Raw genomic sequence first — 16,040 nt, 5'->3', positions numbered from 1 at the left:
ATAAAAAATAAACTTGTTTTTTTGAAAACATTTTTCAACTTTTTTGTTATTTAACTTTTTTATTATTTCGATAGTTTTAAATCAGAAACATACCATAAAACAGTATCATTAATAATGATAGCAGTTTTATTAATAAGGCTTTTTATTTTCTTGAAGTTATATGTTATTAAATTGTAAATATTTTAAAACTAATTTTATCCTAATTATCTGATTTATATTATAAAAAATAATCATTTTAATATATTTTTATCACTTTTGCACATATTAAAATTAATATTTCACATTTTTCAGTCTACTCAAATAATATCACCCCTACGAATAATCAGTTTTAAATAACGCACTAATATCTTTTAATTACTTACTTTAGATTTTTAATATTAATAAAACTTCACGTGAATTAAATGTGCACCAAACTATAATAATCCATAAATACATCATACACAATTTACAAAAAACATTAAGAATTCTTTATTATGATAAAAAGTACCTATAATACACAAAAGATTGAATCTATTCTTACTGTCTTTATACTAATCTATTCACCTGATTAATTAATGAAAATTAGAGGCAGTTTAAAAATCTGTATACATATCAGTATCTTTACACACACTAAAAACACATCTATATTTTTCACATAATATAACCATTATTTTAGTAAATGTAATAAAATGAAACATTTATAGATTTCAGTACATTTAATTGAAATCAACTAAAGTTTTTTCTTAAAGCTCTATTTAATATTTTCTATACAACATCGAATAATAAACTTTATATCCACAAACTAAGTACTGAAAATACCTATCATACTTTTCTCGATTCATAAATCTTTTCTATTCAGCTACTATATCTTCAAAGATATCAAGATTATAAGAGCATAGTAAAAAATATTAATTTTATTGCATTTTGCTATTTTAATAAAATCTTTAATATATAATATATTTATATGTAAATCTTTTATCCATATAAATATATTCACTTACAAATGTTTTGTAGATACTATGAATTTTGTACAGAATAAAAACCAGAAAATCATTTTTATCTGTGATAAATCACTTAATCATTACTGTAATGCAAATATAATATAACATCATTATTTACGGTGATGCGTTATTTGAATACAAGAAAATTTCGGCTACATCATAATATTTTAAGCAATATCTATATTCTTAATATTTTTTAATCAAGCATTACGAATTTGTATTAATATTTTAGCATTACTAAGTAACTCTCATTATCTATATATTTAACTCTATCTTCAGTAGGACGATTTCTATTTTTTGAAACGTCTCTTTTCAATGTTGCATTCATTAAAATACAAATGCTTTCGCTAATAAAAGTTCTAAAAATACATCTTATTACTAATTGTTTCTGAGACTATACTTAATTATCTAATAACATTGCTATTAACTGTACCTAATAATTTGTTAGAAAAAAGATAATACAGATTAATTGTTTCATTATTTGCACGAAAAGTAATGAAGAATCTCTAATTATTAAACTTACAATTATGTTAAAAACAAACTACAACAATCTAAATTTTAGATCTACAATAAAATAATTAATATATAGTTTAATTTGATTATTCTAATATTTTTATTAACTATCAGGAACTAAATTATTTATATTTAGCGTTGATTAAAAATGAATCACATTTTACTCAAGACATTTTTTTTGATCAAAGTCACTGCTTCATTCCAAGTAGCTATTAATATAGAGAATAAATAATAAATAAAATTTTTAGTACTATCATTGTTATTGAACTTACAAATATATATTGTTTATGTCTCATTCAATATTATCTGATATAATAAAATCACTCATAATATTCTCGCTTCAATTTTGTATTAAAAAAAATTCTTTAAAATTAAGCTATAATAAACATTTAACGCATGTCTCAAATATCCTTTTGGAAAATATATATCAATGTATTTGAAATTGCATAGTAATTTAGACATAAAGAAGCATCATAATCAACCAAAATAAATAAATACTGCTATTAAAGTAAATTAATTAGTTACTGATTTATAATAAGATACACTTCACATTAACCGTTATTATATATACATATATAAAGTTAACATTATTTCATTATAACTCATTCATTAAATAATTATACTACATCTTCACACTAATAAATAAAGAATTATAGATAATAAATGATTGGTACTTTATCTATAATCATTCTTGTTTAATCACCCAACAATACAACTTGGCTTATTACAATCTACTGCACCTATCATTCAGGACAAGAATAAGGTGAATATATTGATATTATGATAAAATTACTATAATATATATATTTATAGTAATTACGATCAGAAAATATTTCTAAAATACAAGCTTATTTTTTAGAATGAGAGACACCAGCCTAAGTGCTATAAGAGTTTTCTTATAAATATACTATATATTCATAATAATAATAATATTTTATATAAAAATAACTTATCATAATGATTTTTTAATAGATAGCTGAGATATTCGATATTTTACACCATACATTCCATGGTAATAACAGGGATCATTATAATAATGAAACTTAAGCTATCATTTTAAAGTTTCAATCTCACAGCTCTAGAAAGGAGCGTCTATCTTTTTTTGTAATTAACTGGAATCCATAAGCAGGTATTATCTTTAGCATTTTTAAAGTGATTTTAGGGTTAATAAAATTCTTATAAAACAATGCTACTCTCTACTAAAAGTACGTTTTACTCAACTAAAAAGTAATATTTTAATAGTATTATCTTTTTAAGATAAATATAAAAATCTGTTTTAATAACCGATTTTCTTGATAAAAAATCAACAAAATAATTTAAAATTATTCAATGTTATTTAACGGTTATGTCATTATTTATCATCATCATAGCAATGATAACAACAGACAAACTTAAAGAGTTTATTACATTTAAAAATCCCACTGAGTATAAATTGCCATATTCCTTAAATTTTTAAAAACACGTTAATTGTCATTATATAATAAATAAATAATTAACACTCGTTTAATCAATAGAAAGAAATCATATAAATATTCTTTCATAATTCTTTTATATTAATGATAAATTACCAGTAAATGAAATGTACTTTTTAAAATCACCACTTTAAATCAGACAAAAGTATTATATTTTTTACTTTATACATTATAATTAGTATAAATAAATATTATTTACTAACACATTTTCACATGTATATATGCAAGTCAATTTTTATAAGCTAAAAAACTATAAAATATTTATATTCCTCATCTTATTTCTTATAAATATATTAATATAAAAGTAAAAAATTACAGTATTGATTATATCACTTACCATTTCATATCTGAAAATTTTTAACACAGAAGTATGCTTTAAATCATTGACACTATTCACATTAATCTATATGACGCATCTTTCTATTACTAACTATTTCTTATGAGAAATAACACCAATAAATTTAAAATATTAGCTTTACGAAACTTATTTTCTGCTGTAAACCATTTTTCATTTTCAATTTTTATATTATGATATCATGTATTTTTCTGAAAAAAATTTTAGTAGAATTTCTTATTTTTAATCTATTTTTACAAAAAAATCATGAAAATCTCATAAATATCAATTTTTAGAAAGATATATATCATTACTTACTGAGCAATATAATTTAACTTCTTAAAATATTTCTTATTTCAATTAGTGATATAAAATTATTATATTCTTAATACGATTCTGAAAAAATTTTTAAACCGATTACATATAATCGCCATACATATTATACTATCTGACACATAAAATCCACTAACAGGTGCTTATCAGAAGCACTAAGTTACCTCATAATATTATAAAATTTTTATCAAAAAAAATATACTACTTATTAACAGAAAAATACAGCACTTATACAATACATGTATCCATAATACTATTTACTAAAATATTTATATAATAGACACTAAGCACATTAGTAAATTTATTTTTTATAACAGTATTCATGAAAATAATATATACTTTTTGTTTATTTTCAAAAAAGAAGGTTTACTAAAAGTACACAGCATAAATCAATATCATATCTACTATGTATTTTTATAATATCAATAATTTCACTTAAAAAATTAAGGTACAAAACTCTGACCTGTTGTCTGTAAAATATACTTTTCTAGTCTCAGTGTGTATGAAAGATATACGCACAAACTTATCTGAAAAAAATTATAGGAATATAGATAATAAATAACTAGGAAATTTTATCGAACATTCTTTTCTCACTATTAATCTTATAAGAGGTATGAAAGGCTATTAATGTACTCAATTTATTAACAGCATATTCTCTAATAATTACACATTGATTTTTGCTTAATATGCATAAATTTTGTAAAACTCTAAAATAATCCTTCATAAACTATATAAAATTAGTGTTATCAAAGACTTATTAAATATTTTATTAATGTACAGAGCTCATATTAACACCTGAAAGTCTTGAGTTAATTAATTGTTTATATTCTATCTAATTTTTAATAATTAAAAATTTAATATCTTATTTTGACTATATTTAAATCATATAATGTCATGAAAATCTTAAACACTTATGAACAATTCTTGAATTTTTTATCTACATCCATTAAAAACTAAGTACAGTAAGTAATCAACAGTAAAATAACTAACATTTATATTAAAAATATAAGAAAATAATAAGCCTATACAATAAAGTTGTACTAATAAAGTTATTTATTACAAGGTAATTGCACTAATAATATTATCAACGAGCACTTAATATCTTTCAGAATCATAATCGAAGAAAAATAATTTTACTGTATTCATATAAAGAAATAACTGCAAACAAAAAAGTAGGGGTTAATATTTTCATGAAAAATAGTTTATAAAATCTTTCGATGCATACTCTCAGGACTTTAATTCAGTAATACGAGCATGTATAAATCGTGTAATAAAATCTGTATTAAAATATAGGAAATTAATATAATATCAATGCAATTTTATTATTTTCAAGTGCGTATTTTTTGTATTAAAAGTAATTGAAAATAATAAAACACTATAAAAAAGATAATACTCTATCATACTGATATGTATTTTAATAAAAACTCGCCTCCACTAATTATAGAACGCGAGTTTTAGAAAATAATCTTATTATATTACATTTTGATTAGCTATCAATGTTAACAACATTATTTATTATAAATATAAATCAATATATTTATGCATAAACTGGGTATTTTTTACAAATGTTTAATATTTTTTCTTTAATACGCTCAATAAGTTTTTCATTATCAATGTCATCAAGAATATCACACATCCAATTTGCTAATTCTTGTACATCACATTCGTTTAAACCACGACGTGTAATCGCCGGGGTACCAACTCGAATACCTGAGGTAATAAACGCACTTTTTGGATCATTTGGAACGCTATTTTTATTTACAGTGATATTTGCACGACCAAGTGCAGAATCCGCATCTTGACCTGTGATATTTTTATCAACAAGATCAACTAAAAATAAATGGTTTTCAGTACCGCCAGAAACCACTTGATAACTACGATTTTGAAAAATCTTTACCATTGCCTTTGAATTTTTAACTACTTGTTTTTGATAAACTTTAAATTCAGGCTCCATAGCCTCTTTAAGTGCAACCGCTTTACCAGCAATAACATGCATTAAAGGACCGCCTTGAAAACCTGGGAATACTGCTGCATTTATTTTTTTATATAGCGTTTCACTACCTCCTTTTGCAAGAATCAAACCGCCACGTGGACCTGCTAATGTTTTATGGGTTGTAGTTGTTACAATATGAGCATATAAAAGTGGATTAGGATAAACACCCGCCGCAATGAGACCAGCAACATGAGCCATATCCACAAAGAAATAAGCTCCAATGCTGTCAGCAATTGCACGCATAATTTCCCAATCAACAATACCTGAATATGCAGAGAAACCACCAATAATCATTTTAGGTTTATGCTTCAGAGCTTGTTCTTGAATATTATTGTAGTCAATTTTTCCTTTTTCATTAATGCCGTAAGAAACTATGTTATATAACTTTCCAGAAAAATTAACAGGCGAGCCATGAGTTAAATGTCCGCCGTGCGCTAAATTCATCCCTAACACAGTATCACCTGGTTTCAATAACGCCATATACACAGCCGCATTCGCCTGTGAACCTGAATGCGGTTGCACATTAGCGTAATCAGCACTAAACAGTTCCTTTGCACGATCTATTGCTAATTGCTCAATAATGTCAATATATCTACAACCGCCGTAATAACGTTTACTTGGATAACCTTCAGCATACTTATTAGTTAGCTGAGACCCCTGAGCTAGCATCACTCGTGGACTAGTATAATTTTCAGAAGCAATTAACTCAATATGTTCTTCTTGACGAAGAACTTCTTGCTCCATCGCTTCCCACAGTTTTGGGTCATAATCTGCAATGTTCATTTCACGCTTTAGCATCTTGCTTTTCCTGGTTCAGCTATTTAGTATATTAACGACTAACTTAGTATAATCACACACAGAATAAATAATTTTTAATTATAAGATAAATTTTTTAATATTTCAAAAACTGACGTTAATTTTATACTAAACCTTGTATAAAATTTGTTTTATTACAATATTTTAATATATCTATTTATATTATTTATTAACAAGTTATATATTATATAATAGATCTTGTAAATTCATATTTCAATAAATCTTTTCATGAACATTCATATAGTTGAGAATTTAGCAAATCTTATAAAATAAATAGTTTGATAAAGACTGTAAATAATTTAGGAAATATCTTATAATTAAAATTATATAAAATAATAGTGAATAATTTGAAACTTTTTATGCAACTTGTTATTTATGCAATAGGTATTTAAAGTTATCAATATTCATTTTTACTGTTCAAAATACACAAAATGTAAATTTTAATATCAAATTTATTGTTTACTAAATGGTAGGTTAATATTTACTGAATTCGATAAATAGATTATAGAACCTTGCCTAAGAAATACTGAATATTTTTCATAATTTTAGAGTGTGTAAAAAAATATTGGTAACTTTACTCAACAGAATACAGAAAACTGGATTATCAGAATAGTTACGTAAATTTTAAAATACTTCTACACAATCATAATGAATATCATTAACTATATTCAATATATACCTTATTATAAATAATCATCCAAGCAATACATTAATATCTATATAAATTATGATCATTTTATTAATCAATGAGTTGGTAGTGACTAACTACTACCTCTAATATTTTTCCTTACAACAATGTATAAATATATGCTCTCAAGTACGAGACTTGCATAGTTAGTACCTAATTAATCTACATGAAGCACCGCACTATATTGATATATTATCATCTTTAATAAAAAACACTCATTCTGGATCAATATTTCAGTATAAAAAAAGAAAATTAATTATGTAATCATTGTTATTCAAAATAACAGCGCAGTTAGTGACTAAGACTATTAGCAATAGAAAATTAATAACATAAAACGCGTATAACACACCTTGTAGTTTTAAAAAATAAATTTTTGTACGATCAGTTTATAACATAAAATCACCATTTTTATTCTTTAACTAGTGGTTTGTAAGTTTTTCACTACGAAAATTTAAAATATATGAACGAGCTTTAATATTAATATCTAAATTTATAATAAATTTTACATACCAGTTATAATTAAACCTGGAAAATACCTTAACAGTTACTTATTAAGTATCTTATTTTACTTACAATGCATTCTCTCAGTAAAGAATAGCTTATTATTTGTACAACAACCTCATCATATGATAAGTAAAATTTAGCTTGTCTATAGATTTTCATTTTTCTGTCTTAGATGTAAAAATGTAAATTATCTAAAGATACCAAAATTACGCTCTTTATAATATAAATATAAATCAATGAGTTATCAACTATTTCTACTACTGCATATAAATAAACTTAGCAACACTTTAAAAACTAAAAGCATCTGATTGTTACTTATGCATACTTTTAACTAACTGATGTTCTATGTGTAACACTCTCCATAAAAATTAATAAAAACAAAAATAATGTAAACATTACTAATGATATTAAAAAATTAAAAGCATGCGCGATTAAAAATTCATTAAATATTTTTTTAAAAAAAATTACATATGACAAGAGAAGATAATAATACTAATAATCAATATTAACTTTTTGTGCAATTGCTGGATTTTAATAAAAACAAGTAAACGTCCGCAAAAAAATCAAATATTTTAAAAATATTATCAACTAGGTTGAATAATAAAATCATGTACCTACATGCAACTAACCACTCTACACAAAAAATTCTATATATCTCTTTATGAAAAACTTCAATATAAAATTCAAAATATATTTTTACACACTTTTTTGTGACAATGAAAATTATCAACTAGATTTCTGTTCAGAAAGTAATGTATAACAATATTAAATTCAGCTAAAAAATCAGTAATTTATTATATTCGTATAACATATTCTATGATTATTTTTAGTAAACACTATTGAATGATATAAGCTTCACAAAAATATAATTTTTAAGTATAATTTCACAAATTTTATATGTTCAGAAATACTTATAGTGTTTATCAGAAAAGATATGTATGTACTGTAATTTTATTAAAAAATTAATAGGCTAAAACATGACAATATTAAACTTTACCATAACAGATAAACTCACATCACTATCAAAATATATTAGGGATATCATGAAGATAATGAACAGCTATTAACTAAAAACTATAATTATATTAACATAAAGTTATAGATACAACTTGCGAATAAATCATTTTAAATAAGACAAAATAATTTTTATACATAAATGTATCATAAAATAAGTCTGATATTTTTAATGTTCTTATTTACCATTATTCATGACGCTGAAAAATCGTGATGTCTATAAATTTTTACATAATTATTACAGCTGTATAATTACTACTAATTAAGCTGTTACAGTACTTTAAAATGTATTATAAAACAATATGTTGAGTAAATATACGTCAAAAATTTTCTGAATTTTAATATACTTCTAAAAAATAGAGTATATAGAAAATGTTATAAGTTATATAAACATTTTATATAAAATTCATAAAAACTCTAAATATAAATATGAAAATTAATAATAATTTAAAAAATATTTTATATATTATCTAATACACTATATTAAAACGACTTAAAATTCATCTACTGTATTACATTAAGCTTAAATAAAGACATCTACTTTTCGTTATTAATAATTACAATTATTAATCTATATCAGTTATGGGCAGCTAAGTATCGACAATAATATCACTGACCAATATATATACTCTCTTACGACAATTAAAAATTTTAACATAATCTAATTCATCTAAAACCATTAAAAATTAATAATCTACAGAGATTATTAATTACTAGGTTTGTAAATAATATCCACTCCTGATTATTGCAATATTCTATTTAGAAATTTATTTTATAAAATTAATGTAGAACAGTTATCTACGCAATTTTCTGGTCTGAAATAAAGCATAAGATTTTTTTGAATAACACTTAGTAAATAATATAGTACTAAAGTTAACGGTTGTCTCATAGTAAACATTATTAATTTAAGATACAATCTTACAAAACTGCTATAATGAGCTCATTTATTAGAATCATATTAAATACACACAAAATTGAAGTATATTCTGTGGTATCATTATACTTTCGAACAGCAAAAAAGTGCAATAACTTAAAATAAAATTGTATAACTCAGTATAGCGAATATAGTCCTGATGATTTACCTATATCAATAAATAGTCTTTTACCAAATGCTGGTTATATTAATAATATTTATCGATAGTATGTAGTAAGATTAATGTATAAGCAGTAATAGTTAAGATAGAAAAATACAATTAATTTCATACTTTTAATTACTTACACGGAAAATATCGAAAATAGTAATAGATATGTAAAATATATTCCCTCAATTTATTTATTTATAATTTATTATTGTAATCTTATACAAAAACCATATTAAATCAACTCTTGTAAGACATTTTTCTTATTAATTAAACATTTAACACGTAATCACATCATAATGAACTGAGGTGCATTAATATTTTATAATAATATATGTATTTTAAGAAAATCATTAAACTATGACTCATGATAAGAGATTCCAAGGTAACTTAATATACCAAAAACTAAAAAATAATGCATGCTAAGTCAACCGTTCATCATAAAGACCTTAAGAATCTTAATAGCATATTGAAAGTTAATAAATAAAAAATAATAACACTTAATCATTTATATAACATATCCCTATTATTATCAAAAATATCTTTAGATATTAAATTTAGAAATTAAATATATTAACCTGTAGTATAATCACATAATTATGAAAATAATAAACAAGTTATTTTTATATTTCAATAGAATATTCTACTAAATATCATATGTTACTATTTAAAGAGTTATTTCTTATTGTATAAAGAATGTTCATATTAACTATTATCGGAATCAGAGATATGTTTAATAAATATCTTCTCTAAAGAACAAGAATAAATTTTTAGTTTTTTAAAACTAATAGATATAAATAAAATCTTATTAAAGATATTATAATTAATCTTCATTATAAATATTCTAAAATTTATTTAAATAAATTGATTATATGAAATAATAACACTTATTGTATAAGAATTATTTTTATTAAGATAAAATATTATTGTATAAACTTAATAAAATACTATATTTCTATTATGATACATATTATTTTATTAATTTTATATAATGTTAATAACTAAATTTCAGTATAATTTAAAATATATCAATTTTATAATTTACAGAATAGCATTAAATACGGTTATAATATATATTACATATAAAAATATAAAAATTTATAATACGAAATAAAAATTATATAAAATTTTTACTTATAATCTACTCTTAGAAAATAGTTTAATAAAATTATTCTATACTTTAATTTACTTTTACAAATTATATTACTATCTGATAAAATTAATCGTCTATTTATTGCATGTAAATAAAACTTAATTCGTGAAATTAGATTAATTAAAAATTTTTAATATCAGCATGATTACAACCGTCTAAATGTCTTAAATAAAAACACAATTAGCATCAGAAACTTTTTCTAAATAAAATTTTTAATAAAACTTTAATAATTGTTATATATCATAGTTATCTAATTATTTTAAATTTCTTAAACGAATCAAATATATGATACTTTTAAGACTATATAAATAAATTTTATACAATAATTACTTAGTTTTATTTCTGATTACAAATATTTATTTAATATAATATATATTAAAATATTAATCTTCCCGTTCAAATTAATTTGAAATCAAACATACGTTTCTTAAGTAAAAATCCTAATCATATAAGAGACTGCAATTTCAATATAAACTATTCAGAATCTAAACAAACCTAATTAGGTACAACTTTTTTAAGTTTTACACAAAATTCATTAAATATTATATTTAAAACTATTATATAATATTCAATATAGGAATATTTCTAATATTTTATAGAATACTACTTTATTAAATTTAGTCAAAATTAAATTTTATTTCAATAGTAATAAATTAATATTATTAATTTTCAATTAACATAAAAGCAAAATAACGTAGTAAATATATATTACTTCTCTTTTTATAAATATTAAAATCCAATATAACTTAAATTTTATTTAATAGAAAAATACTAAGGAGTGTCAATAAAACTACAGTGAGAGTTGTAAAGATTAAATACAATGTATAAAAACTGATAAGGTAATAATATATTATTTAATAATCATTGATTAACTTTTAAAAAATAACTTTATTATCATTATACTAAACGGAAGACGTTTATTAGAACAGTTATAATATAATGTTTTAGTAAGAAATATAAAATAATCAAAATCAACCTATCCATTATAATACTTATAAATACTTTTATACTAGTTGTGAATACTCATTCAAACTTTATATTAAACTTTATAACGAAAATATTCAAAAGATTCTTATTTTTTATAAGAAATCTAAATATTTAATATTTTTATAAAACGACATACTTAATATTAGATTAAGAAACTAAATACGCGATGTACATACTGCTTTAATTTTTTATAAATTAATTAAGATTATTTTAGTAAATGCAATATATATGTAACAACCTAATTTTTGAGAGTCAGAGTTAAATATTAATTTTATTATATGTTACCATTTGAATAGTAACACTCTTTATATAATAAAATTTATCTAAAAATATTTACCTACATAAAATGATTTATTCACAGACTCTGGTATAGATAAAAATATTTTTAAACTTAAGAAAATAAATTATTTTATTTCTAAAATACGTGTTTTTTTAACTATAATAGAATGAAATAAATTTTTTTAGTATTTACCTTTGATCTATCGTTTGATTGAGAAAAATCCTATAACATGTTATTTAAAAACCACATGCATCATAATTAACATCTTTTTATATTAAACAATTAAGAAAGTTATCTTAAGATTCAAGTTATTTCTAAAATACACTTATCCAACTAAATTTTAAATACTATTTTTTTAAAAATATTTCATAAACAAATCTAAAGAACAGTTATTCTTTGACATGTAGTAATATAAAAATGTCTTATATGCATCACTTTTAAAAGCAAGTATGATTGTAATTGTAAAAAACAATAATTCAATCTATTTACATACTTCTAGAGTTAGTCTTCTCCTTCAGGCTATTCTTATTTTAATAAGATTCATGAAGTCATGATGTTTAAAAAATGTTGACTAAGCTCTTGAAAATAAACAAGAGGATAAAACAGTTGCCATTATAGTAAATTAATATATTTAATATTCCTCAATCAATGCTATTCTTATCGATAACCCTTACGCAATCTTCATGTATTATTAAAATTTTTACATCTTTTATACGAGTTTAAAATTATATAATAATGCTTCTTGTATGCATTATATTAAAGCCAATAATAAGCAACACCAGACGTATTATTTACAACTTTCCCCTCAGAAGTAATAAAATAACCAACAGCAGTAATTAACTGATTATTATAATAGATAAGAGGAATTCTCCTTCGCATCCAAGGAGAAACACCCAATTCTTGCCAAATTTTTTTGCTATTTCTTGAATGTCGTCGACCAACAATTTTCAACGCACCTTGAACACCAAAGAGAACAGTAACTTTTTCTGTCGGCAATGGCGGTCTAATATTTCCTTCACCTTGCATCACCTTTAACAAACCTAATTCCTCAGGTAAGATGAGTGGCTTTGGATATTCCCATTGAATTTTTTGCCCAAGCAAATTTTTAATTCGTCGAACAATCCATAACTTTCCCTGAGATCGTCGAATATCAACATGTCCTAATTGGCAAATAGGTTGTGCATCTTGACGCGCAAGAGCTACTTCCTGCCAAATGCGTTTCAATGTATTCAGAGAGGGCATAGATACTTGGTGTAACGCAATCCAACGACGTAATAAAGCGTTGCGTTTCGCACTAGAACAATCTAGCAGACCATTGATAAATAACTCACCTTGGTCGCCTATAATATTGTGTAAAGCATCTGCAAGTAACTCATCGAGCAATGACTCCTGATCTGCACATAGTAATGCACTACGTGAAACCGCCACTGAAAAATAAGGCCAGCGTTTAGAAAGTATAGGAATAACATGTAATCTTAGAAAATTACGATCATAACGAACATCCTTGTTACTATCATCTTCTATCCAACTTAATTTATTCTCATTAGCATATATTTCTAAATTAGACCGCACGATTTCTAATAACGGACGCAATAACCAACTTTGCCTGTCGGTTGTATTAAACCTTAACAATTCAGGCATGGAAGAAAGACCTGCAGGTCCACTTCCACGCTTTAATGCTAAAATAAATGTTTCAGCCTGATCATCAAGATGTTGAGCTGTTAAAATAATTTCATCATCATGAAGCTCATTACGATAACTTTGATAACGAGCTTCGCGAGCAGAGGACTCAATACCATTATTAGACGAATCAACTGTAATATAATGACATACTAAAGGAATATTCCATTGTTGACATAATATTTTGCAATGAGCTTCCCATGCACTTGCTTTAACATTTAAACCATGATGAATATGAATTGCACGAATCTTCATGAATGGACGATAGTAATTTTTTATATGGCAAAGAACATGTAATAATACTGTTGAATCAATACCCCCACTAAATCCAACTAAAATTTTTTTAAAATTATTAATCTTATTAAGTACATGTTTAATAATGACTTGTGATTGTATGATCATTCACTTAACCTTCTTACCTAAATTTCGGGAGAAATTTTAACGTAAGAAATTAATTAATTCAACTGAGTTACTAACATCTCTTTAGTGATCATATTTTACTGTAAAATATCATTATATTTAATAAAAACAGCAATGCTCGACATATATTTTAAAGCAATATTCACCAATTAAGTTAATAGCAGAAATGTTATGTTCAAAATAATATAGTAGTTTGTCAGTAATCCTATTTTCAATAAAAACTTGTCAGAATTACATTAACAAACATGTTCATTTCCTCTAATGCTAAAACCATACCGCCTTGAAGCAGTTAAAAACTATTACATAAATTTTCTTTTTTTAAGACATCCAATTAGTTATATATGGATTCATAGTTATAATAACAACAAGTTATCGTGAATATAATTTCACGTTGATTTCAAGCGTATGATTTTACTTGATATTCGTCTGAATTGAAAGATATTAATCTATTAATACACTTTAGATCATCATCTTAGATTCTCTGACAATACTGCAATTTAACAAATCTAGTTTATATTCTACAATGAATTTCTTAATAAGAAGTAAAATCTTTTTGAAAATATTTAAAATTTTTTTATTACTATTAGTTAAGAAGAATAGCTAGTTAAATAATTTAAAAAAATTAAAAATGAAACTCTTGTATCACGAAATCTTTTATTCATTAACTATTATGATAGCTAAACATTAAGATTAAATAGAATTTTTAAGTATAAAAAACCAAAAGTATATAGAATTTTACTAATTTTTTATATATAAGTAATATGCTTCTTTTACTTTCTATACCGCCGCTATTTTTATTCCATGAATAAATCATAAGAAATTTCCTTAATAACATTAAATAATTGACAGCCATAATTTTATATTATAATACAGAATGAAGCTATGAAGATAATCATTTACCTCAATGAAAGATATAATCATGTTAAAATTAATATCAGATTTTAATTATATAAAAATCTCAGTCACATTAAAAAATGCTAGAAAATAACTACATTCACAAATGACTCAAAACAAGTAAAAACAATAAAATGAATTATCTAAAGCTTTTTAAAAAAAACGCAATAAAATTTCTGAAAATGCTTCACTAGATATATGTAATACAAATTCAAACACATATAGTTTACATTTACATTACTATCACTATGGTAGTAATACAATAGATCAATGCAATGTAAAAAATTTAACGAAATTAAAAGTATTTTTAAAAATATTAAAATGACATATTATCAATATATAACATATAAAGATCATTACTATAAGCATTTCACTGTTAAGAAAAAATCTTCATAATACTCAATTTAGTGCGTATAATTTCTTAAAGTCTCACTTTCTCAGAAACTGTTATATAATAATCACTTCAAAATACATAAACTAACATTAGATATATTTCTAAGAGAATATGTTATATCATAAAACATTACATTGAGCTCATATATTACATTAACTAATTAATTTATGTAATTGAATAATAAAGTATAAATTTTTTCGGAGAAAATAAAATACTACTACAATTAAAAACCTTTATCTTTTTAGAAAAACCTCAGCATTAATTTTGAGTAAACTAAGTAAAATCAATTTTAGTTGTATGCATTAATGCATTACAAGAATTAGTATAAAATCTATACGTATCATTCTTTACGATTAGTACTCTAAAAAATAAATTTATGCATCTATAAATTTATATGTTATTATTAAGACTCTTGAATTGTTCATGACTATTCGTATTATAATAATTTAACGTCTATTACTGAGCTGGAATATTATAAAGGCGTACATCAGATCTCCATTAGAACC

Annotated in this window: 2 protein-coding genes; both read right to left on the bottom strand. The window is 22.9% G+C overall.

The window, feature by feature from the left end; genetic code table 11:
* Positions 1 to 5,169 precede the first annotated feature (5,169 nt).
* A complete protein-coding gene (glyA, locus tag GFV14_RS00495; protein WP_457914401.1) occupies positions 5,170 to 6,423 on the bottom strand; it encodes a serine hydroxymethyltransferase in 1,254 nt (417 codons plus the stop codon).
* Positions 6,424 to 12,902: 6,479 nt separating this feature from the next.
* Entirely contained in the window at positions 12,903 to 14,228 is a 1,326-nt protein-coding gene (gene tilS, locus GFV14_RS00490) for a tRNA lysidine(34) synthetase TilS (RefSeq protein ID WP_457914400.1), read from the bottom strand.
* Positions 14,229 to 16,040 lie beyond the last annotated feature (1,812 nt).

Source organism: Candidatus Hartigia pinicola, assembly GCA_020541205.1.
Taxonomy (GTDB): Bacteria; Pseudomonadota; Gammaproteobacteria; order Enterobacterales; family Enterobacteriaceae; genus Hartigia; species Hartigia pinicola.
Note: the sequence above shows the minus strand (reverse complement) of the source record. Positions and strands in the feature narration are given on the sequence as shown.